Source organism: Thermostichus sp. MS-CIW-15 (genome assembly GCF_054060575.1).
Genome location: NZ_JBSSDI010000023.1, coordinates 24,939 through 45,933 on the forward strand (window position 1 = coordinate 24,939; position 20,995 = coordinate 45,933).

The window sequence follows — 20,995 nt, forward strand, 5'->3', positions numbered from 1 at the left end:
CCAGATGTCGAGTCCCTATCGTTGCCCAGAGTGCGGAGATAGTTTCCTGTTTCGGCCGGATCCCTGCCCCACCTGTGCCAGCCGAGAACGCCAGAAACAGAAGGCTGCCCGCGCCAGGGAAAAACGGGGCAGCTACGACCTGACGGGCCAGGTGGCCGCCGCCGAGTTCTGGCAACTGTTGCGTTGGTACCCCTGCTGCCCTTGCTGTGGCAAGCCCTGGCCGGAGGTGGGATCCGCCCCTGTCCAGGATCACATCATCCCCCTTAGCCGTGGGGGGCCCAACACGGCTGCCAACCTGCAGCCTCTTTGTCCAGCCTGCAACGGCTGGAAGGCGGATTTTCTCATTTGTTTTGACAGAGCCGTGCCGGGGCGGGTGCGACCCTTGCCTCAGCACCTTTGGCCCAGCTTTCGGCGTTGGCTCGGCCTCGGCGGCGTCGAGGAAAAGCAAGCCCGCGAGCGGCAGTTGGATTGGTTGGATCCCGGCCTAGATCTTGGCGGCGGGGATCGCCCCCAACTGGTGCAACAGTTGGCCTATCCCTTGGCCAGCCCAGCCCAATTGCAGGCGGAAACCTTGCGCCTCACGCTGGCGGCGATCTCACTGGAAGAAGGATCCCTGGCGATTCCAACCAGTGGTGCAAAGGGCAGCGAGGCCCAAGCAGCCCGATGGAGCTATTCCCAACAGCCGCGAAACGGTTCCTAATCTCCCCTCTCCCTGAGGGAGAGGGGCTGGGGGTGAGGGAATCCCTGAGGGAGAGGGGCTGAATCCGGCTGCCGCTACTCGACGGGCAGGATGCGGGCGTCAAACCCTGCTTCAGCCAGAGCACGCCGCGCCTGTTCGGCATTGGCCCGTTGCCGGTAGGTGCCCACCTGAATCACTGAGCCGCGCACAAAAGCGTCAGGGGCAAACTGCTGGAGCTTGGGCAGCGCCTCTGCCCCGGCGGATACCACCACCCAAAATCCGCCCGTGCCTTCTGCGCGCAGGGATGCGGCAGAGGGGGTGGGATCCTGAACCAGAAGCGGTCGAGAGCGGCGCAGATCGGCGGGGAAGATCCCGGCTTCGTAGCCTTGGTCGGCCAAGTACCGCACCTGTTCGGCGGCAGCAGCGGGGTCGGCAAACCCGCCGGTGCGCACCACCCGCAGGTCGTCGTAGATCAAGGGCAGGGATCCCTCTAGCAGTTGTTGGAGTGCAGGCCATTTTTCACCGCTGGGATCGGCCACCAACACCCAGTAGCGCTCCCCCTGAGGTGGGTTGGAGTCGGGATCCCCCACAGCTTCCTCTCCTGCCAACGACACCGCCACCGCCGGCAGGCCCTGGGCGGTCAGCCAGCGGGCCTGATCCTGCGCCAGCGACAGGCGGGAGAAGGTGCCCGTCTGCAAAGCCGCCTGGCCGCGGTATTGCACCACAGCAGCCCCTGGAAAGAAGCGGCGCACCCGCTCTTCCAGCCGGGGATCCCCAGTAGGGTTGGGCACTTGGGTGGCAAAGGGCCGCTGCGGATCGAAGGGGGGAGCCGTTGGCGCTGGCGGGGCAGGACTGGGGGAGGGAGCGGGAAAAGCGGGCGGCAGGGGCGGATCCGTCTCTTGGCGGCTCACCACCCGCACCGGCAACCCCAGCCGTTCCAATTCCGCTTGGCGGCGTTGGGCGTGGTTGCGGTTGATGAACGTCCCCGCTAAGATGAACACTTGTCCATCCCCTTGCACGAAATAGGCGTCCGGCACCTGGGCGCGCACCTTGGCCAGCTCGGCTGCCCCATCGGCCAACACGTGAACTTGGTAACGCGTCAGCGCCAGAGCAGCAGGCAGGGCGAGGGCAAAAGCTGCCAGAGATCCGGCCACGAGCGCCGTCGCCATCGCCGGTCGCAGCCAAGGGACGCATGGAAGGAGGCCTGTACAAGTCGTCCCCCCTGAGGCAAGCCACAGGCGAGCAATCCATCTGCGGCGGTTACGCAGCCCAGCGTTCACGGGAGAAGCGCAGATTTAGTGTACCTCTAGTATAGACACGCCGCTGGCCGAGGAGGGTTTGACAACCCCTGTCACCTGCGGTCTTCAGAAGCGACGGCGACGATAGCGCTGGCGACTCGGTCGGCGGAGGGCCGGGGATCCCCCCAGAGCAAAGCGGATGATCTCCGTCTTGTACTGCTGTGAGCCCTCCGTGTAGCGGGCAAGCTGGATGGCGGATCCCTGGCCGGAGGGGAGGGCTGGCAGAGACTGCTCCGGCGTTGCGGCTTCGATGGCGATGAAAAACCGCAAGCGCAGCAGCACCTCCAATTTAGACAGTCGCTCGGTCTGTTCGGGCACGAGGCGGCCCAGAGAGATTTGGAGGCGCGGCCCGCGTCGCCGGGATCCGGGGCGGCTCCAGAGCTGTTGGGCCAACGTCCACAGAGAGGCCTGCTCAGGAGATTTGACCAACAGCTTCAGTCCCGCCAAGGGGTTGAGGCCATAGGTAAGCAGCAGAGAATACATGGGCAGCGGACTGAGGAGCAGAGAGGCGTTTTTGGGTTAGGGTCAAAAGATAGCTCATAGGCCAACTGTAGCACTGCTACCCGCTATCTGAAGACCGATGGCCATGGCCGGGATCCCTGACCAACGCTGGCTGTTTCAGCCTGTGAACCCACTGGCTGTCCAGAGCTTGGCTGAGGCGGTGGGGGTCTCGCCCGTCTTGGCTCAGATCTTGCTCAATCGCGGCCTCTCCAGCCCTGCTGCCGTGCAGCAGTATTTGCAGCCGGATCCCGTCCACCTGCCCCCGCCCAGCCAAGATTTTGCCGATTTGCCGCTGGCGGTGGAATTGCTGGAGGGGGCGATTCGCCGACAAGAGCCCATTGCCATCTGCGGCGATTACGATGCCGACGGCATGACCAGCACGGCTCTGCTGCTGCGGGCGCTGCGGGGCGCTCCAGTGTATTACCGCATCCCCAGCCGCCTCAGGGAGGGCTATGGCCTCAACAACCGCATGGTGCAGGAGCTGCACCGCGAGGGGGTACGCCTCATCCTCACCGTGGACAACGGCATTGCCGCCCATGCGCCCATCCAACTGGCCAAAGAGCTGGGCTTGACGGTGATCGTGACGGATCACCACGACTTGCCCCCCCAGTTGCCCCCTGCCGACGCCATCCTCAATCCCAAACAGCTCCCCCTCTCTTCTCCCTATCGGGGGATGGCCGGGGTGGGGGTGGCCTACCTCCTGGCCCAGGCCTTGGCAGAGCGCCGCGGGGACGAACATTTGGAGCGGGTGGCGCTGGAACTGTTTACGGTGGGCACCATTGCCGATTTGGCGCCGCTGACGGGAGTTAACCGCCTTTGGGTGCGGCAGGGGCTGGCTCTCTTGCCCACTTCCCAGGTGGCCGGGATCCGCGCCCTCTTGGCGGTGATGGGAATGACGGGATCCCCAGAGGAGCTGCGGCCAGAGTGGGTAGGGTTTGGCCTGGGGCCGCGCATCAACGCCATTGGGCGGATTGGCCGACCGGAGCTGGGGATCCAGTTGCTGACCACCGACGATCCGCAGCAGGCAGAAAAACTGGCCCGCCGCTGCGAACGCCTCAACCAGGTGCGGCAGCAGATGTGTGGGCGCATCGAGGCGGAGGCCCTGGAGCAAATCGCCCGGCAAGGGCGGGATCTGCAGCAAGAGCGAGTGTTGACGATTTTGGGATCCCCGCAGCAGCGCTGGCACAAAGGGGTAATTGGCCTGGTGGCCTCGCGGCTGGCGGAGCGTTTTGGCTGTCCGGTGTTTATCGGCAGCCAGTCGCCCCAGGGGGAGATTACCGGCTCGGCGCGGCAGGGGATCCCGGAGTTCGACGTGTTTCAGGCGTTGGAGTTTTGCAAAGATTTGTTCAGCAAACACGGCGGCCACCCGGCGGCGGGGGGATTTAGCCTGAGGGCGGAAAACTGGCCTCTTTTGGAAGAGCGGCTTCGGCAATTTGCCCAACAGCGGTTGCAGCCGGAACAAATCCGTCCCCTGGTGCAGATCGACGCGGAGGTGGCACTGGCGGATCTCACCTTCGACCTCTACCGCGAGCTGCAGCGGTTGCAGCCCTGTGGCATCGGCAATCCGGAGCCGGTCTTTTGCAGCCGCAACCTGCAGGTGTTGCAACAGCAGCGATTTTGCCCACAGCCTGCCCAAAGGGGGGAGGATACCCCCGGCCACCTGAAGCTGCTGCTCCGGGATCCCGTCAGCCGGGGCCTAGACGGGGCAGGATCCTCACTTGCTGCCCCAGCCAAAGCCCGCAGCCGTCCCCTGTGGGCCATTTGGTGGCGAGGGGCCGCCGCCTATCCCCTGCCGGCGCAGATTGACATCGCCTACACCCTCAAGGCCAAAAGGTGGGGGGAAGAAACCCAACTGGAGCTGGAGATTCTTGGGATCCGGCCTGCCGCAGAAGCCAGCTCTGCCGATCTTTCGCCCGCCGCCGTCGCTCCCACCCTCTCCGATGCCAAAGCTGGCGCCCAGGCAGCACCCTCCCCCCTGCTGATCTACCGCCCTGCCCCCAAGCCCACCCAACCGCTGCGTTGGCAGGCTGTATCTCGATTTTCTGCCCTCCTGCCCCAGGCGCGGGGAACGATCCTCCTCTACGGCTTCCGGCGCCCTACGTTTGTCCTGCCACCGAAGCAGCATCCCTCCCTGACCCTCCACTACGACCGCCCCCAAGCTGGCCATCGCTACAACCAACTGTGGCTGTGGAGTTGGCCTCCCTCTTTGGATCACCTCAAGTGGTTGCTCTCCTGCACTCCCGGCGACGCGCTGCTGATTGTCCTGCACCACCAGGCGGTGCCTCTGCCCTCCGCCGCTGCCTTACAACGGCAATTGCGCCACTACCTGCAAAACCAAGCCCAGGTGGATCTGTTACGCTTGGCCCAGCAATGGTGGCTGTCGCCAGCGCTGTTAGTGGCCGGCCTGCGCTCCCTGGGGTATGCCTGTCCAGAGTTTGGCCCGACAGGATCTTTGGAAGAGGAGCTGGAGGCCCAGCGGGCCTGGTACCGCAGCTCTTGGCAACAAGTGGCTGCCCTGCTGCAGGGATCTCGTCCGCAATAGACCCCTCGCTTCCCGCCAGCCTATGGGAATTAAACTGCTCCTCGGCTCCGACTACCACGGCAACGACCGGCTGATCCGGCAGGCCCTTGACCATCTGCCCCAAGTGGATGCTTACATCAACTGCGGCGATTTCTGTTCCAAGGCCGGCAAGCCCTCCTGCAAAGCCACTCAAGGCTTTCACCCCACAGCCCAAGCCGAGGTGGCCCAGTTGCAATCTTTTCTGGCGGCGGTGGACAGTCTGGGCAAGCCCTGGCTCTTTTTGCCCGGCAACCACGATCCGGCAGCCTCTGTTCTGGAGCCGCTGGCTGGCAGTTGGGGGCGGGCGATTACCCAGTCCTGTTGCTTTGAGTGGCTGGGGCTCCAAGTGCTGGCGGTGCCCTGGACTCCCCCCTGTGGTTGGAGCTGGACCCTCACCCGCAGCCATCTGCAGGAGCTGCTCACCCTCTACGGTCAACCTCCTCGCCCCATTGACCTGTTGCTCAGCCACGCGCCGCCGCGGGGCCTGTTGGACGAAGGCGGAAAATGGTACCACCGCCGCATGCCCACCTTGCGCCCCTTGGTGGATCACCTGCAGCCGCGCTACTACATCTGCGGCCACATGCACTGGGACGGGGGCAAGGTGGAGCGGTGCGGATCCACCCTGGTGATCAACACGGCGCTGCACAACATGGTTCTGGAAATCCCCTGAGCCCCTGGGCAGCCCCCCCACTGTCTGCTGGTTTCCCCTAAGATACCCTTATGGCACGCCCCTTGATCTTGGCCAGCAGCAACTCCGGCAAATGGCGGGAGTTCAGCACCTTTTTTCAGCTCCATGCCCCTGCCTGGGAGCTGCGCCCCCTGCCTGCCGAGCTGACTATGGAAGAGAGCGGCAGCACCTTTGCCGAAAATGCCCTTCTCAAGGCCAAGGCCGTGGCAGAATCGCTGGGGGAGTGGGCCATTGCTGATGACTCCGGCCTGGCGGTGGCAGCCCTTGGCGGCGCCCCCGGGATCCACTCCGCTCGCTATGCCCCCGACGATGCCGCCCGCATCCAGCGGCTGCTGCGGGAGATGGAAGGGATCCCCAACCGCCAAGCCAGCTTTCACTGCGCCATTGCCCTTGTCGATCCCCAGGGCCAGGTGCGGGCCTTGGTGGAGGGCATCTGCCACGGGGAGATCCTGGCTCAGCCGCGGGGCAAGGGAGGGTTTGGCTACGACCCCCTCTTTTGGGTGCCCGAAGTGGGGCTGACCTTCGCCGAGATGAGCCCGGCGCAAAAAGAAGCGGTCGGCCACCGCGGCCAGGCCCTGAGAGCCCTGAAAGAACAGCTCCTCATCTTGGAGCGCAGTCTAGGCTAGCTTGAAGGTACGGCTGCATTCTCCACGAGGGGGGCCGAGACAATGGCAGCAGCCTGGGCCAGAAAAGGTTTCACGAGGCCGCGGGGGGGATCCCTTGAACCCTAAGGCTGCAGCTCTGTGGATCCTACCTGTCAAAAGGTTTCCTCGGTACAGGAAGATGGGAGTGCCAGTTTTGCGTTGGGAGCCTGAAGAATGACCTTCTCTGAGGAGCGCGATCCAAGCCGGGATCCAAACCGTATTCCAGACTCAACGGCTGCTGCCGGCGAGGGAAGCCGCGGCCAAGCTCCCAACAGCCCAGAGTCCCAAGGCCGGCGTTCCCCGCCCCCCTTGCCGGAGGACGGCTCTACTCCCTCCACTGGAGGTGCCGAAGACTGGCTAGAGGATGAGGAGAGGCAAAACGATGGCAAGACGTCCGCTGCTCGTCTCTCTGGGCGCGGAGGACAGAGGGCCAGCTCAGCCCGAGAAGCTGCCGCCGGATCTTCGCGGGGTGCCGAGACGGAGTCCTCTCGGCCCCGGCCCAGCCGTGCCGGACAAGCCTTGGTTCCCCGGCACCCTATCTCCAGCAACTGGGGTTACGACGGATCCGCCCGCTCTGCCGCCTATGCCGGCTCCTACCGGAGCGACTCCAGCCGTTCTGCAGCTTACGGCTACACCCCCAGCTACGGGGGCAGGGGGGGATATGGAGGGGGAGGACGCAGCAGCAGCTCTTCAGGGGGAGTCTCCTCCTCAGATCTGACCATCCTGCTGGTGGTGGCCCTGCTGGCCTTCTTCGGCGGGTTTGCCATCCGCAACATCTTTGCCGAGTCGGGCGGCTTTGACGATGAGCGCCCCATCCGCGCTGCCAATGTGCCGGCGGCCTTCCGGGATTTTTGCTTTGCCTACAACGGCACGGCTTCCTTTACCGTGGTGCAACTGACCAGCGTCTCTGCCCTCACCATGGCTTCGGTGCCCATTTACAAGATGGACACCTGCACCATCCCTGTCAGCCAAACGGCCAATGCCCTCCAAGCTTTGGGCATCCGCGGGCGGGCAAACACCTTGGGCCCGCAACTGGGCGGATCCAACCTCACCCTGATCCAGATCCCCTTGGCCAGCAGCTTGGCCCGCGCCGTCTACAACCAGTTTCCCAGCTTAGCCACTCAGGGTAATGAGGCCCAGGTTTTGTCCCAACTGGAAACCGCCGTCAACAACGCGCTCCGCTCCAACGTGGAGGGGCTGGCCCTGCAAAACCTGGAGCCCACCAACATCCCCGACGTGTACGTGATGGTGCCGGGCCACTCCTTTGATTTGCAACCGCAGCTTAATCTGCGCTAGCCCCCTGACGGCGCCGTGTTCATTACTCTAGAAGGCGGGGAGGGGGTGGGCAAAACCACCCAGCAAGCCCTCTTGGCCGAGCGGCTGCAAAGAGAAGGCTACGCCTGCGTGTCTACCCGCGAGCCGGGAGGGACAGCGCTAGGCCGGGCGCTGCGGGAGATCTTGTTGCATGGGGATCCCCTGACACCGCTGGCAGAGTTGTTTCTGTACGCGGCAGACCGGGCTGAGCATGTGCAAAAGTGTATTCTTCCGGCTTTGGCAGCCGGCCAGGTGGTGGTTTGCGATCGCTTCACCGATTCCACCCTGGCCTACCAGGGCTACGGACGGGGGCTGGACCTGGAGAAGATCCGCCAGCTCAACCACTTGGCCACCGGCGGTCTGCAGCCGCATCTCACCCTATGGCTGGATCTCCCGCCTGAGGTGGGGCTAGCTAGGTCTGGGCTTGCCGACAGGCTCGAACAGGAGCGCCTGGAGTTTCACCGCCGCGTCCACCAGGGCTTCCAGACGCTGGCTGCCGCCGAGCCGCAGCGGATTGTCCGCATTGACGCCGGGGGATCCCCCCTGGAGGTGGCTGCCCGCATCTGGTCGGTGGTCCAGCCTCGCCTGCTGGCAGCAGTCCCAAGGCCCTAGACGAAAGGTTAAGATTTGGTTAAAAAGGGGGGAGCAGGGGGCGGCTCAAGCTAGCCTAGGTAGGCTAGGGCAGGGGGGTTTGCCGCTCTTTGGAGTTGTTGTCGTGGGTAGAGGAGACTTGCGGTGGACCTCATTGCTGCTGAATCGGAAACTGAGAGCCTCGGCAAGACGGAGTCCTCGGAGTCACTCTTGCTCTCGTCTTCAAGCTTGCCTCCGCTGGCTGCTTTGGCCCACCAACTGCTGAGCCAGCAATGGCAGCGGCTGCAGAAGCATGTGGGGAGAGTGCTCAAGCACCACCCGGAGGCGGCAGAATCCCTTCATCAGATCCGGGTGAGCTTGCGCCGCATCGGCACCTGGGCGGAAGTGTTTCAGGGATCCCTGCGCCTGCCCAAGCCGCTCAGGCCCAAACGTTTGCGAAAGTTGATCAAGACGCTGGGCCCGCAGCGGGATCTGGACGTGTTGCTGGAAATCCTCCACGAACCCTGTTGGCAAGGGATCCCGGCAGACCAGCAGGCGGAGCTAGAGGAGCTGAAGGAAAAGCTGCAGCGGCGCCAAGCTCAAGCCGAGAAACACTCCCGCCGCATTCTGGCAGAGGAGGACTTCCGGAAGTTCCAGGCTGCTTGCGAAGAGTGGCTGGTTTCTCCTCGCTACCGGCCTGCGGCCCAGCTTCCTGTGCAGGAGAGCTTGCGCCATCTTTTGGCGCCGCTAGTAGCGGCGTGGTTCCTGCAGCCGGGTTGGCGGATCCCGGCCTTCCCCGAAACCGAAGCTCAGGCTGAACAACTGCATGACCTGCGCAAAGCCACCAAACGCCTGCGCTACCAGCTAGAGTTTTTTGCCCCCTTCTACGGAGAGACCCTCCAAAGCTGGGTGAAGGCCCTCAAGCGTCTGCAGGAACAGTTGGGCCGCTTTAACGACTTGCAAGTTCTCCAGGCCCAGCTACCTGCCGACTCAAGCTTGCAGAACTGGCTGCAGGAACAACAGAAGCTGGCTCTCCAAGATTGGCCCACGCAGCAACAGCGTTACTGTAACCCTGCCGAGCAGCAGCGGCTATATCAGTTGCTCTTCTTGGTTGGGGAGAACAGCAACGGGGAAGTCCAGGTGGTAGGCTAGAGCAGGGGTTTGAACCGCAGTTGGCTGGACAGGATCGCTCCAGATCCACGGCTAGGTGTAAGGGCGACGTCCAGCTCCACTAGGTGTGAAAATGCCCATGAAAAAGAGAATTGCCACGGCCGTTGCTTTGCTCTGCTGTCTACTGGCCCTACTTTTCTTTTGGCGCTTAGGAACTGCTGCCCGAAAACCAACCCTCCAACTCTACATCTGGTCGGAATACATTGACCCAGCCATTCTCACGGCCTTTGAGAAAGCCACTAACAGCCGCGTAGTGGTGAGTGTGTACGAGTCCAACGAGGACATGATTGCCAAGCTGCGGGGGGGCGGCGTCAGCCAGTACGACATTGTCGTGCCCACCGACTACGTTGTGCCCAACATGGTGGAGCTGGGCCTGCTGCAGCCTCTCAACAAAAACCTCATTCCCAATCTCCGCAACCTGGACGAGAAGTTTGTCGGCTTGCCCTTTGACCCAGAAAACACCTACACCGTTCCCTACCAGTGGGGCACCACCGGCATTGGCTACCGCAAAGACCGCCTGCCGGAAAACTTTGAGCGTTCCTGGGGGCTGATCTTTGATCCTAAGCAGCAGTACGGCCCCTTTGTGATGATCGACGAGATGCGCTCTATGCTTGCGGCTGCCGCCTTCTACCTGGGCTTTGACCCCAGTACTACCGTTCCCGCAGAGCTGCAGCAGATTCAGGAGCTGTTGATTCAAGCCAAACGCCGCAGCGCCGGTCTCATTGGCGGGGTGGGCGGCAAAAATCAACTGGTCTCCGGGACAGCCAATGTGGCGGTTGTCTACAGCGGTGATGCCCTGCAAGCTGCCGAAGAAAATCCCAACATTGGCTACTTTGTCCCCCGCGAGGGCGCCCACATTTGGCTTGACGTGATGGCTATCCCTGCCAAAGCTCCTAACCCGGAGCTGGCCAACCGCTTCATCAACTTCATTCTGGAGCCGGAAATTGGCGCTCAACTGAGCAACTACAACCGCTTTGCCACCCCCAACGCTGCTGCCCTACCCAGGATCAACCCCCGGGATCGCCAAAACCCAGCTATCTATCCCGATGAGGCGACCTTTGCCAGGCTAAAGTACCTCAAAGTGCTGTCGCAGGAGCAGCTACGTCTGGTTGACGCTGTCTGGACTGCTGTTAAAAGCAGCTAGGGATCCACTGCCTGCGGCTTGTTAGCTCTCGACACAAAACTTGACACTTTTTAATATCTGAGCCACATTGGGAATGTCACCTACTGACGGAGTTGCAGCCATGGAAAACCAAGAAGCTAAGTTTGGCTTTACGCCCTTTGCCGAAAAATGGAATGGCCGGCTGGCGATGCTGGGCTTTGTAATCGGCGTTTTGACCGAGCTGCTCACGGGCCAAGGGATCCTCTCTCAAATCGGCCTGATGTAATCCCAAGCCCTGGCCCAGACCCTTTCTGCTCGGCTGGCAGCCGAGCTTTTGCTTTGCTGAGGCTCTACCCCCTACAAATTCTGCAAGTACTGGCAAATGTCGGCTAGGATGCGCTCCAGCTCCTCCAGGCCCTGGGAAGCCCTGGCCCATTCTGGTGCAGCACTGTCCAGGGATCCCTGCTGGGCCAGTTGCACCCCCAGGTGCTCGAGCTCGCGGGCTGCTTGAGAAAAGGCATGGGCCCCCACGTTGGCGCTGGCTCCCTTGAGGCGGTGGGCAATTTTCCTCAAGTCTTCAGCATTACCCGCTGCAACGGCTTGGCGCAGCCGCGGCAACTGGTTCTGGCAATCCTGGACGAACACCTGCAGCAGCTCCCGCTGAAACTGGCTGTCGCCGCCCGTAACCCGCTCCAAGTAAGCCGAGTCGATGGGATAGGGCAGCGTGGGATCAGAGTTGCCGCTGGCACCCTTAGGAGAAGGCGGAGCGGGCGAAGCCACCTCGGAGGTAGGCCCATTGGCTGCTCCTAGTGCGGAGGAGGCGATCTTGCGGCTCCAGTAGTTGATCACTCTCTCCAAATCCTCCTTTAGCACCGGCTTACTGAGATAGTCGTCCATCCCTGCTTGCAGGCAGCGCTCCCTATCCTCCTGCATAGCGTTGGCCGTGATGGCAATCACCACTGTGCGGTGGCCAGATCCCCGCTCCCGCTGGCGCAGACGGCGGGTGGCCTCGTAGCCGTCCATCACCGGCATTTGGCAATCCATGAGAATAAGGTCATATCTGACCTGCTGTAGGAGATCCAATACCTCCTGACCATTGGCCACCACATCGGCCTTGTAGCCCAAACTCTCGAGCTGGCGCAAAGCCACCTTTTGGTTGACGGGGTTATCCTCTGCCAGCAAAATGCGCAGCGATTGACGGGGACGATCCTCCCTGGGGGTCGTCTGAGGGAGGACGGGCCTCATTCCCAAGAGCGAAGTGGATAAACCAGAAGATTTCCCCAGGGCCATGACCAACGCTTCCTGCAGGCGGCTTTGTTTTACCGGCTTAACCAAGTAGGCGGCAAAGCCGATTTCGGCAGCGCGGCGGGAGTGCTCCCCCAGTCCCAGTGAAGTCATCATCACCAGTTGCGTCTCGGCCAGTTGCGGATCTGCCTTGATCCAGCGGCCCAGAGTCTCCCCATCCACCTCCGGCATCTGCATATCCAAAACGGCCAGGGGGAAGGGTCTGCCTTCCCGAACGGCTTGGCGCAGCTTGTCCATAGCCTGATAGGCATTCTCAGCCTCTTCCACCACCATTCCCCAAGCCGTGGCCTGGCAGCGCAGGATCTTGCGATTGGTGGCGTTGTCGTCCACCACCAACAGCCGCTTGCCCTGCAAATCCACCGGGATGCGAACAGCAGGCTGGGAAAGCTGCTGGGCATAGGGCTGCCGCTCCAGAGTCAGCTCGACGCTGAAGGTGCTGCCGCGGCCCTCCTCGCTCTCCAGGAAGATCCGACCTCCCATCAGCTCTGTCAGTTGCTTGCAAATGGCCAGGCCCAGCCCTGTGCCCCCGTATTTGCGGGTGGTGGAAGCATCCACCTGGGTAAAGGGCTGAAATAGCTTGGTTTGAGCATCCTTGGGGATCCCGATCCCTGTATCCCTGACCGAGAGCCGCAGTTGGACGTGGGTGGCTGTTTTTTGCAGCAGCTCGGCCTGGATGACCACCTCCCCTTGGTGGGTGAACTTGATGGCGTTGCTGACCAAATTGTTGAGGATTTGGCGCAGCCGCGACGCATCCCCCCGCAGATAGTGGGGCACTTCCGGCGGCATGAGCACCGCCAGCTCCAGGCCCTTGGCGTGGGCAGTGGGGGCAAACAGATCCGCCACCTCTTCTAGACACGAGCGGAGATCGAAATCCAGGATCTCCAGCTCCATTTCCCCGGCCTCCAATTTGGAGAAGTCCAGGATGTCGTTGATGAGAGTCAGCAGCGCGTCGCCACTGACGCGGATAGTCTCCACAAAATCCCGCTGCTCTGGGGTAAGGGGCGTCTCCAGCAACAGGCCCGTCATCCCCAACACCGCGTTCATGGGGGTGCGGATCTCGTGGCTCATGGTGGCTAAGAAGCTGCTTTTGGCCTGTGCAGCCTGCTCAGCTGCTTTGCGGGCCTGCTCCAGCTCCAGGCTGCGCTTTCTCTCCCGTTCCAAAAGGGCTGCCTGGGTGAGGGCAATGCCAATTTGGTTGGCCAACTGCGACAGCAGCTCCATCTCAAACGGCTGCCACTGACGCGGGCCAGAGCACTGGTGGGCCAGCAACAACCCCCACAACTGCTGCTCCAAAAACAGCGGCACCACCAAGTTGGCCCTGACCTGCATTTTTTGCAGCAGCTCTAGGTAACAAGGCTCCAGTCCTTCACTTTCCACATCGCTAACAACGCGAACGCGGCCCTGGCTGTAGAGCTGGGCGTACTTTTCCTGAAAACAGGGATCCTCGATCACCTCTCCCAGCAAGGAGGGGATCCCCGGCTGAGTTTTCTCTTTGGAGATGATCCCAGAACCATCCGGCTGGAAGCGGTAGACCAAGACTCGGTCGGCTTTGAGCAGGGCTTGGATTTCTGTTACCGTCGTCTCTAGGATCTCGGCGATATCCAAAGATTCGCGGATCTTCAAGCTGAGATTGGCTAGCAACTGAGCCCGGCGGTTTTGCCGCTCCAATTCCTCTGCCGCTTTCTTCTGCTCAGTAATGTTGCGGAAGATGCCTCGCGTAGCCACCATCACTCCATCTTCAAAGCGGCAGTTGACATTGCCCTCCAACCAAACAGTTTCACCAGTGGCCGTGAGGAAAGCTGTCTCTACCCTCTCCAGTTTCTCCCCCGATAGAAGCTTCTGGAAAAGAGCCTGGCAGTGCTCCCGGCAGTCGGGATGGAGAATGTCGAAGAGGGTCATTTGATAAACTTGAGCTTCGTCATAGCCCAAGGTCTCTTTCCAAGCGCGGTTGACATATAAAAAGTGCCCTTCAGCATCCACGCTCTGGATGAGGTCGCTGGCATTTTCAAAGAGATCCCGGTAGCGCTCTTCGCTTTCTTTCAAGGCCAGCTCCGCCAGCTTGCGGTCGGTGATGTCGATGCCGGTGCTCATGAGAAACTCTGCCTCACCGTTGGCACCGATTAAGGCGGTATTGGTCCAGTCAATCAGCCGCAGTGCCCCTTGCTTGGTGCGCCAAAAATTCTCATGGCGATTCAAAAAGAGGGAATAGTTGCCCTTGAGCTGTTCAAAAGCTTGCTTTACACTGGGCACGTCCTCCGGTGGGATCAAACCTAAGTCCCATAGCAGCCGGCCCTTGACCTCTGCCAGCGAGTAGCCAGAAAGCTGCTCGGCAGCGCGGTTGAAGCGCAAAATGTGTCCCTCAGGATCCAGAACCACCACCAGCGCCCCTGCCGTATCGATAACCGCGTTGGTAAAATCTCGCTCTTGCTTGAGGGATCGCTCTGCCTTTTCCCGCTCAGCACTTTCTCGGCGAATGAGGGAGTAAACAGCAGCCAAGATGCAGTAGGTAAACGTTAGACCCGCTAGCAGGATGGCATTGGTGCGGCTCCAGGCTAGCTGAAACTGATCGCTACTTTGCTGCAGCCAGCGGTGATCTTCCTCTTCTAGCGACGCTACCACGTCGACAATCCGCTGCCTCAATTTTTCCTCTTCCTGACTTTGCAGCGCTTCTTGAACCGCAGATAGCTCCCCTTGCTTCCTCAGCTCAATCAAATCATGGTTGAGTTTCAGCCACGGCGCCAGCAGCAGCTCTAGCCGGCTCAGGTGCTCTTGCTGCACGGGATCCAAGGCCGCAAATTCCTGTAGCCGATTCAGAAGAGCAAACAGCGAATCGGTGCTTGTCTGATAGCTCCGTAAGAAGCTCGCATTGCCTGTAAGGAGATAGCTGCGCTTGTGGACTTCTGCGGCCTGCACTTCTCTTAGCAGCTTCTCTAGAACCTCGTGCTCTTCTAGAAGCTGGGTTACCTCCCTGTTGATCTGGGGCAGACGGGAAGCAGCGCGGTGGGCGGAGTAGGCGATCCCTGCCAAGATCAGGGCAGCCAGGCCAAAACCAGCGGTAACTTTGAGGAGAAAGCGGTTTTTGCGGGCAGGTTTAGTATCCCCCGACTTAGGCAGCAGACGCGTCTGAGCCAGTTCCCTCAAAGTACGGCGCAGCTCCAACTGAGCTACTACCTGATGGGCCAGAGCCTTGAGCTGCTCCAATTGCTCCGGCCTAAGCTGCCGAGGCTGATAATCGATAACGCAAAGCGTGCCTAAGGCTTGCCCTTCTGGAGTTACCAGAGGGATGCCAGCATAGAAGCGGATGTGGGGCTCTTGCGTAACAAACGGGTTATCGGCAAAGCGGGGATCCTGAGTGGCATCGGGCACCACCAGCGGCTCTTTAGGCGACAAGATGGCGTGGGCGCAGAAGGCCACATCCCGTGGGGTCTCCTGCACATCGACGCCGAATTTGGCTTTAAACCACTGGCGGTGTTCGTCGATAAGGCTGACCAGAGCAATGGGCGTGCCGCAGATGTGGGCAGCCAGCCGCACGAGTTCGTCAAAGCTGTTCTCAGGAGCGGTGTCCAAAATCTGATACTGCCGCAGGGCAGCCAGCCGCTGCTCTTCGTTGGGAGGGAGGGGGGCCTTAGGCATAGGTCAAACTAAGCGGAGAGGAAGGGTTCCGATCCACCGATCTCGGAGGTCGATAGTCTCAAGGTAAAAGAGGTAACCCCAGCATAACTTCCAAGCCTCTCCACCGGAAGCTACAGGGATCCGATCCCCAAACCAGCTTCCCGTTGGTTCGGTTCGCTACATTTTCACCACGCCTGCGTCAGCTACTCTAGCTCCTGCAAACGAGCCAAAATAAGGGTCTGAGCCGTGGCCCGTCCAGAGCCGCCGCGGGCAGAAGGGAAAAAGACTTACCGGATCCCAGTTTCAGTATTTATACTGATGTCAAAGATGAGAAAGCTTAATAAGCTTCCTCTAATGCATTTGGTTTCACTTACCCTATAAATAATCAAATCCTAACATTTTTAAGCAAGCTTCGAGTTGAAATTTCTCAACGGAAGACTTACTATAGAGCGACGAGCTTTGTAAAGGGGGAATACTCTCAGTCATGCAAAAACTCCAAGACAGTTTGGTAAAAGCTCTGAGCATCGATGGAGCACTGGGGTAGCACTGGGGGATTGGAAAACCGGGATGTGCCTGGGATACAAGGGTACCAACAGCCCTGCCTTTCCCGAAGCTAATCTAGAGCTGGCTGTTGCCGGAAACACAGAGGTGATCCGCGCCAAAATGCGAGTTGCTGAGTCTCTTAAGCTTACTGACAAAATCGAGGAGGTTCTTATCCTGCTGGAGACTCAGTACCACCTAATGCATCTAGTCCAGCACATCTCTGGTTTGTTTTTCTATCTGGTTCTGGATCGAGAGAAAGGCAACTTGGCCCTTGCCCGCATCAAGCTTGGCCAAATCGAAAAGGAGCTGGCCCTCTAGAAGTGGAGGTGAAGCCGGACAACCTGGCAGTATCCCCTGAAACCCATTTTGGGGGAGTGCGGAACCGGGGACTTGAACCCCGATGGCATTGCTGCCACTAGAACCTGAATCTAGCGCGTCTACCATTCCGCCAGTTCCGCGGTGATCTATAAGGATGCCCAAGGAAAGGGATCCTTGTCAAGGTCTGAGGCGGGCTTTGGAAGGGGATCCTGCCCTTATGCTAAGCTCGGCTGCGCACGCACTGGATCCAGAGCGCTAACTTTGGCAGCTTTTACCTTTGTTTGCGAGGGCACTTGTCCCAATACCCAGGCGCGGGCAGGATACTTCATTACCCCCCACGGGGAGATCCCCACCCCCTGCTTCATGCCGGTGGGGACTTTGGCCAATGTGAAAACCCTCACCCCTGCCCAACTCAAGGAAACCGGCGCCCACATTATCCTCAGCAACACCTATCACCTCCACCTCCAGCCTGGCGAAAGCATCATCCAAGAGGCCGGGGGGCTGCACCGCTTCATGGCTTGGCCGGGCCCCATCCTCACGGATTCGGGCGGCTTTCAGGTCTTCAGCCTCAGCGCCATCCGCCAAATCGACGAGGAAGGGGTAACGTTTCGCTCGCCCCGCGATGGCCGTCTCATCCGTTTCACCCCGGAGCTGTCTATCCAGATCCAAAATGCCCTGGGGGCAGACATCATCATGGCCTTTGACGAGTGCCCGCCCTATCCTGCTAGCCCTGAGGCGGTGGCGGCAGCGGTGCGGCGGACTACTCAATGGCTGAAGCGCTGCGTGGAAGCCCATCGCCGCTCAGATCAGGCTTTGTTTGGCATTGTGCAGGGGGGAGTTTACCCTGAGCTGCGCCGGCGGGCAGTGGAAGAGGTCTGTCGGTTGGATCTGCCGGGCTATGCCATTGGCGGGGTGAGTGTGGGGGAGCCGGTCGAGTTTATGCACGCCGTTGTGCGGCAAACAGCCCCTCTACTGCCGGCAGATCGCCCCCGTTATCTCATGGGGGTGGGCACCTATGCCGAGATGCGGGCCGCCGTGGCCGCCGGAGTGGATTTGTTTGACTGCGTGATCCCCACCCGCTATGCCCGCCATGGCACGGTGATCAGCCGGGGCAAACGCTGGAACATCAAAAATGCCGAGCACCGCCGCAGCCTGGATCCCATCGATCCCGACTGTCCCTGCTACACCTGCCGCCACTTCAGCCGAGCCTACTTGTGTCACCTCATCCGCGCGCAAGAGATCCTGGGCTACACTCTGCTCTCCATCCACAACATCACAGAGCTGATGCGCTACACCCAGAAGATGCGTCAGGCCATCTTGGAAGGCCAATTTCATGAGCACTGGGATCCCTGGAGCTAAGCCGGCCGGGAGATTTGTCTGGAAGCATCTGATCCATTTTGGTAGAATAAGTACATGGGATAGTACGTGCATTTAAGCTATCCCATGTAGCCGCAGGAAGGAGTCAGATCATGGCTATCCGAACCCTCAGCAGCGTGATTGAACAGCACATCGCCGGCCTTCCGGGCGTGGTTGCTGTTTTGATAGGGCGGGCCACTGATGGTACCACAGTAGCCAAAGTAACCTACGTCAGCGATTCCCAAGAGGAGCAGGCCCTAGAACTTTTGGGCACCTATGCCAGCGACCTAGTCCAGGCCAACAGTCGTCTATGCCAGCTTGTCAGCTCTGACCAAGAGGCGGACTACCTTTTGGCCGGCACTTCGGCGTTGCGGGTTGTCATCAAAGCGTTTCCCAAAAGCCCCTACTTTGTGTTATTCCTGACCCGTTCCATCACCGACCTGAAAGCGATTTCAGACCGGATTAAGGCCATCTTGATCGACGGAAAACCGCTGCTGCCCCCTGTGCAGGACAGCGCTATGTCTGTGGCTCAGGCTTTGATGGACTATGCCAAGCGCTACGCTCCGGATCCTAACTTTGTGGCTCTGCGCCTGTCTTTGAAAACGGGCCTAGACCGCAACCGTCTCGAAAAGGGCACCCTGACCCGACAGGAGCTGCGCATTCTTTACAAAGCGGTAGCAGATCTTTTGGGCCGAGAGCGTCTGCCTATTGCCATGCCGGCCTGAGTAGTTCAAAATAGCTAGCAAGCTTTGTCCAGGGGTAGTTGCTACACCTGGAAGGCTTTTTTAGGTTTACTTTAAGTTTATTTGCTCGCGCTTAAACCCTTTCATCTCGACTGCGACCGCAGGCTCGTCTCTTGAAGGCTGAGTTTGGGGGACGGGCAATCTCTTGCAATCTCAATCTCTATCTGGAGGCAAACTGGTGACCATACGTACCCTTATCAGTGTGGTTGAGCAGCACATTGCCGGTCTTCCGGGCTTGATCGCAGCTTTGGTGGGGCGAGTAACCGATGGCGTTGCAGTGGCTAGGGTTGCGTATACCAACGATGTGCAGGAGGAAATCTCTCTGGAACAGTTGGGCAACTACGCGGCTGACTTGATACAAGCCAACAATCGCCTCTGCCAGTCGGCAAGCGCTGACCAAGAGGGGGACTACCTTTTGGCAGGTACTTCGGCGTTGCGGGTTGTCATCAAAGCGTTTCCCAGAAGCCCCTACTTTGTCTTGTTTCTTACCCGCTCCACCACCGACCTTAAGGCGATTTCAGAGCGTATCAAAGCCATCCTAATTGATGGAAAACCATTGTTGCCCCCTGTTCAGACACCACTGCATCCACTGCTCAGGCTTTGATGAGCTACGCCAAGCGCTACGCCCCGGATCCTAACTTTGTGGCCCTGCGCCTCTCTTTGAAAACGGGTCTGGATCATAGCCGCCTCGAAAAGGGCGCCCTGAGCCGTCAGGAGCTGCGCATTCTCTACAAAGCAGTGGCAGATCTCTTGGGCCGAGAGCGCCTGCCTATTGCCATGCCGGTCTGAGTAGTCGAGAATAGCTGGCGAGGTTTGTCTGAGGGCAGTTGCTGCGCTTGTGGGATCCCCTATTGTTTATCTGAGTTCACTTGCCTATGCTTGAGCATCTACATCTCGACCGCGACCGTAAGCTCATCTCCCTGTTTGGAGAGCCGGTTATCTTCCACTGCCATCACTACAACCTATTCCTGCAGCAGACTATTGAAGATCCCGACTGGATCGATGGAGTAGGGATCCTGCGCACGGCAGCCCAGGAGATCTTTTACAGTCTTCTGTACGGAGCTTTCAAGGCTCTTGGCATTCAGGAGACCCAAGAGCGCCTGGCAGTAGCAGCTCAGATCTTCAGTTTTTTAGGATTTGGGCGGCTGGCGTTTGAGGTGACACCTTCAGGCGGGGAAGTGCAGCTTACCCATTCTCACTATGCAGAAGGTTGGCTGAGCAAGTACGGGGATCAGGTCAACCGCACACGTCCCATTGACCACTTGGCGGTGGGCTATGTGGCGGCAGCTCTGGATGCCACGTTTGGCGAGCTGGGAAGCTACGGGGCAGAAGAAACGGAGTGTATGGCCGTTACGCGCAAGGATCACTGCGTGATCCAGGCCACTCGGCTGCCGCGGCCCCAGTTGTTGACTCCCAGTCCAGGGATGGGCAAGTTGATCGAGCAGCCGCTCCAGTTCCCCCGGCCCACAACAGCAGTGGACTACGATGCGGTCAACGAAGCTCTGTGGGGCTTGCCTTTGGCCGGAGATGAGCGGGGGCAAATTCGCGCGTTTAACGTGTTGCTAACGCGCATGCCTGCCAACTACTGCAACCGCATTCAATATCGCTTTTTACAGGAGCTGAAGGCGGTGCGGGCTGAGCTGATGGGGGTGGGGGAAGCTCTCATCCGCGAGTCGGGGCATGTTTGTGTCTTCTACACCTTCGGCAACATCATGGAATCGGTGGAGTGGGAAACCCTGGTGGGGCCGATGCTGGAGAAGGACACGGACTGGATCCACGGCGGCTATGCGGTGGCCAGCAGCCTGGGGTGGGGTCGCTGGCAGGCTTTGGAGGTGGTGAGTGGCCAGTCTTGCCGGGTGGCCATTGATGGCAACTACGAAGCCAACTACTTTTTGGCTTCCTACCCACGGGCAGAAGATCCCGCCTGCTATTTTGCTCAAGGGGCGGTGCCGGCGATGATGAATTTGGTCTACAACGGCAACATTCAGCAGAAGCCGGTTTTGGATCAAGTCTTCTACAACCGCCTCTTCCAGCGGGGTGGGCTCTTCCACGGCCAGGAGACCAAGGCCAGAGAGAAAGGGGATCCCTGGTGTGAGTTCTACGCTGAGCGGATTTAGGGATCCATGCAGGTGCGCATCCTCAGGCGGCGGGAGTGTGGAACGGGCTGGGCCACAGACCTGCTGCTGCCGCGCTGCCTGAGCTGGCCGGAGGTGGAAGAGCTGGCCCGGGAGATAGGGGCCACCTGCCGCTGCTTTCAAAAGCAACTGGTGTGGTTGGATCTGCCGGCAGGACGGATTACGGCTTCTTTGCGGGTGCCTCGCCTAACTTTGCGGCTCTACGACGCCGCTGTTGAGGCCCAGATCCTAAACCACTTGCAGCAGTTGGTGAAGTCGGTTGATCCTAAGATCCAGGGGCCATAGCAAGCCCTCTACAGTACTCTCTCGATACAGCTTGTTAAAGAATTAAGGGGTATAGAACGTAATCCCGGCGCCTAGACAGGTACAGCCTTTTAATTTAAAATAGGGTACAGGTATTCAAGAGGAAGGAGAGAAAGGAATGCCGACTCATTCTTTGGATTTGCGGCAAAGAGTT

19 protein-coding genes and 1 tRNA gene are annotated in these 20,995 nt (G+C 60.1%); 16 read left to right on the forward strand and 4 right to left on the reverse strand.

The genetic code is table 11. The features are described from left to right. Positions 1-4 precede the first annotated feature (4 nt). Positions 5-700 (forward strand): HNH endonuclease, encoded by a 696-nt coding sequence (locus ACVW0R_RS09450; protein ID WP_099884437.1) that lies wholly within the window; start codon positions 5-7, stop codon positions 698-700. 74 nt (positions 701-774) lie between these two features. On the opposite strand, the gene ACVW0R_RS09455 is transcribed toward ACVW0R_RS09450, so the two are convergent. Both ACVW0R_RS09455 and ACVW0R_RS09460 read right to left on the reverse strand, forming a co-directional pair. Continuing rightward, a complete protein-coding gene (locus ACVW0R_RS09455; protein WP_187147160.1) occupies positions 775-1,848 on the reverse strand; it encodes an SPOR domain-containing protein in 1,074 nt (357 codons plus the stop codon). 195 nt (positions 1,849-2,043) lie between these two features. Then, complete coding sequence (locus tag ACVW0R_RS09460) at positions 2,044-2,460, reverse strand: hypothetical protein (protein WP_011431597.1); 417 nt, start codon at positions 2,458-2,460, stop codon at positions 2,044-2,046. Positions 2,461-2,557: 97 nt separating this feature from the next. Here ACVW0R_RS09460 and recJ point away from each other — a divergent pair, with 97 nt between their 5' ends. From recJ to ACVW0R_RS09500, 8 genes are all read left to right on the forward strand, one after another. Next, complete coding sequence (gene recJ, locus ACVW0R_RS09465) at positions 2,558-5,020, forward strand: single-stranded-DNA-specific exonuclease RecJ (RefSeq protein WP_457501973.1); 2,463 nt, start codon at positions 2,558-2,560, stop codon at positions 5,018-5,020. 22 nt (positions 5,021-5,042) lie between these two features. Next, a complete protein-coding gene (locus ACVW0R_RS09470; protein WP_011431599.1) occupies positions 5,043-5,708 on the forward strand; it encodes a metallophosphoesterase family protein in 666 nt (221 codons plus the stop codon). A gap of 50 nt (positions 5,709-5,758) precedes the next feature. Beyond that, positions 5,759-6,352: an RdgB/HAM1 family non-canonical purine NTP pyrophosphatase gene (gene rdgB / locus ACVW0R_RS09475; RefSeq protein ID WP_457501974.1), complete on the forward strand. Its 594-nt coding sequence runs from the start codon at positions 5,759-5,761 to the stop codon at positions 6,350-6,352. Between the two features lie 192 nt (positions 6,353-6,544). Continuing rightward, positions 6,545-7,666 (forward strand): hypothetical protein, encoded by a 1,122-nt coding sequence (locus ACVW0R_RS09480; protein WP_457501975.1) that lies wholly within the window; start codon positions 6,545-6,547, stop codon positions 7,664-7,666. Positions 7,667-7,681: 15 nt separating this feature from the next. Beyond that, on the forward strand, positions 7,682-8,296 hold the full coding sequence (gene tmk, locus ACVW0R_RS09485; protein WP_457501976.1) for a dTMP kinase: 615 nt from the start codon (positions 7,682-7,684) through the stop codon (positions 8,294-8,296). Between the two features lie 123 nt (positions 8,297-8,419). Then, on the forward strand, positions 8,420-9,406 hold the full coding sequence (locus tag ACVW0R_RS09490) for a CHAD domain-containing protein (protein WP_457501977.1): 987 nt from the start codon (positions 8,420-8,422) through the stop codon (positions 9,404-9,406). 97 nt (positions 9,407-9,503) lie between these two features. After that, on the forward strand, positions 9,504-10,568 hold the full coding sequence (locus ACVW0R_RS09495) for a polyamine ABC transporter substrate-binding protein (RefSeq protein ID WP_414412237.1): 1,065 nt from the start codon (positions 9,504-9,506) through the stop codon (positions 10,566-10,568). Positions 10,569-10,668: 100 nt separating this feature from the next. Next, on the forward strand, positions 10,669-10,812 hold the full coding sequence (locus tag ACVW0R_RS09500) for a high light inducible protein (RefSeq protein WP_414346668.1): 144 nt from the start codon (positions 10,669-10,671) through the stop codon (positions 10,810-10,812). Positions 10,813-10,883: 71 nt separating this feature from the next. Here the strand turns inward: ACVW0R_RS09500 and ACVW0R_RS09505 are convergent, their stop codons facing one another. Beyond that, the gene (locus ACVW0R_RS09505) at positions 10,884-15,464 is read right to left on the reverse strand and encodes a GAF domain-containing protein (RefSeq protein WP_457501978.1); all 4,581 of its coding nucleotides are present in this window, start codon (positions 15,462-15,464) and stop codon (positions 10,884-10,886) included. Between the two features lie 546 nt (positions 15,465-16,010). Between ACVW0R_RS09505 and ACVW0R_RS09510 the strand changes: the two genes are divergently transcribed. Beyond that, a complete protein-coding gene (locus tag ACVW0R_RS09510; protein ID WP_457384858.1) occupies positions 16,011-16,304 on the forward strand; it encodes a hypothetical protein in 294 nt (97 codons plus the stop codon). Positions 16,305-16,361: 57 nt separating this feature from the next. Here the strand turns inward: ACVW0R_RS09510 and ACVW0R_RS09515 are convergent. Further along, a tRNA-Leu gene (locus ACVW0R_RS09515) sits at positions 16,362-16,444 on the reverse strand. A 121-nt stretch (positions 16,445-16,565) separates the two neighbouring features. Here ACVW0R_RS09515 and tgt point away from each other — a divergent pair. The 6 genes from tgt (at position 16,566) to ACVW0R_RS09545 (ending at position 20,823) form a co-directional block, all read left to right on the forward strand. Continuing rightward, entirely contained in the window at positions 16,566-17,663 is a 1,098-nt protein-coding gene (gene tgt / locus ACVW0R_RS09520) for a tRNA guanosine(34) transglycosylase Tgt (protein WP_457384859.1), read from the forward strand. Positions 17,664-17,773: 110 nt separating this feature from the next. After that, on the forward strand, positions 17,774-18,385 hold the full coding sequence (locus ACVW0R_RS09525) for a hypothetical protein (RefSeq protein ID WP_457384860.1): 612 nt from the start codon (positions 17,774-17,776) through the stop codon (positions 18,383-18,385). A gap of 196 nt (positions 18,386-18,581) precedes the next feature. After that, a complete protein-coding gene (locus ACVW0R_RS09530; RefSeq protein WP_457384861.1) occupies positions 18,582-19,007 on the forward strand; it encodes a hypothetical protein in 426 nt (141 codons plus the stop codon). After that, positions 19,007-19,192, forward strand: a complete 186-nt coding sequence (locus tag ACVW0R_RS09535; protein ID WP_414390867.1) for a hypothetical protein — start codon at positions 19,007-19,009, stop codon at positions 19,190-19,192. Before ACVW0R_RS09530 ends, ACVW0R_RS09535 begins: the two co-directional genes overlap by 1 nt. Positions 19,193-19,278: 86 nt before the next feature. Then, complete coding sequence (locus ACVW0R_RS09540; RefSeq protein ID WP_457501979.1) at positions 19,279-20,520, forward strand: hypothetical protein; 1,242 nt, start codon at positions 19,279-19,281, stop codon at positions 20,518-20,520. Positions 20,521-20,526: 6 nt separating this feature from the next. Continuing rightward, complete coding sequence (locus ACVW0R_RS09545; protein WP_011431615.1) at positions 20,527-20,823, forward strand: hypothetical protein; 297 nt, start codon at positions 20,527-20,529, stop codon at positions 20,821-20,823. The last annotated feature ends 172 nt before the right edge of the window (positions 20,824-20,995 follow it).

Excerpts from the sequence above, each read along its gene's own strand:
- ACVW0R_RS09450 (WP_099884437.1), top strand. The coding sequence starts at position 5 with ATGTCGAGTCCCTATCGTTGCCCAGAGTGCGGAGATAGTTTCCTGTTT.
- ACVW0R_RS09455 (WP_187147160.1), bottom strand. The coding sequence starts at position 1,848 with ATGGCGACGGCGCTCGTGGCCGGATCTCTGGCAGCTTTTGCCCTCGCC.
- ACVW0R_RS09460 (WP_011431597.1), bottom strand. The coding sequence starts at position 2,460 with ATGTATTCTCTGCTGCTTACCTATGGCCTCAACCCCTTGGCGGGACTG.
- recJ (WP_457501973.1), top strand. The coding sequence starts at position 2,558 with ATGGCCATGGCCGGGATCCCTGACCAACGCTGGCTGTTTCAGCCTGTG.
- ACVW0R_RS09470 (WP_011431599.1), top strand. The coding sequence starts at position 5,043 with ATGGGAATTAAACTGCTCCTCGGCTCCGACTACCACGGCAACGACCGG.
- rdgB (WP_457501974.1), top strand. The coding sequence starts at position 5,759 with ATGGCACGCCCCTTGATCTTGGCCAGCAGCAACTCCGGCAAATGGCGG.
- ACVW0R_RS09480 (WP_457501975.1), top strand. The coding sequence starts at position 6,545 with ATGACCTTCTCTGAGGAGCGCGATCCAAGCCGGGATCCAAACCGTATT.
- ACVW0R_RS09495 (WP_414412237.1), top strand. The coding sequence starts at position 9,504 with ATGAAAAAGAGAATTGCCACGGCCGTTGCTTTGCTCTGCTGTCTACTG.
- ACVW0R_RS09500 (WP_414346668.1), top strand. The coding sequence starts at position 10,669 with ATGGAAAACCAAGAAGCTAAGTTTGGCTTTACGCCCTTTGCCGAAAAA.
- ACVW0R_RS09505 (WP_457501978.1), bottom strand. The coding sequence starts at position 15,464 with ATGCCTAAGGCCCCCCTCCCTCCCAACGAAGAGCAGCGGCTGGCTGCC.
- ACVW0R_RS09510 (WP_457384858.1), top strand. The coding sequence starts at position 16,011 with ATGTGCCTGGGATACAAGGGTACCAACAGCCCTGCCTTTCCCGAAGCT.
- ACVW0R_RS09525 (WP_457384860.1), top strand. The coding sequence starts at position 17,774 with ATGGCTATCCGAACCCTCAGCAGCGTGATTGAACAGCACATCGCCGGC.
- ACVW0R_RS09535 (WP_414390867.1), top strand. The coding sequence starts at position 19,007 with ATGAGCTACGCCAAGCGCTACGCCCCGGATCCTAACTTTGTGGCCCTG.
- ACVW0R_RS09540 (WP_457501979.1), top strand. The coding sequence starts at position 19,279 with ATGCTTGAGCATCTACATCTCGACCGCGACCGTAAGCTCATCTCCCTG.
- ACVW0R_RS09545 (WP_011431615.1), top strand. The coding sequence starts at position 20,527 with ATGCAGGTGCGCATCCTCAGGCGGCGGGAGTGTGGAACGGGCTGGGCC.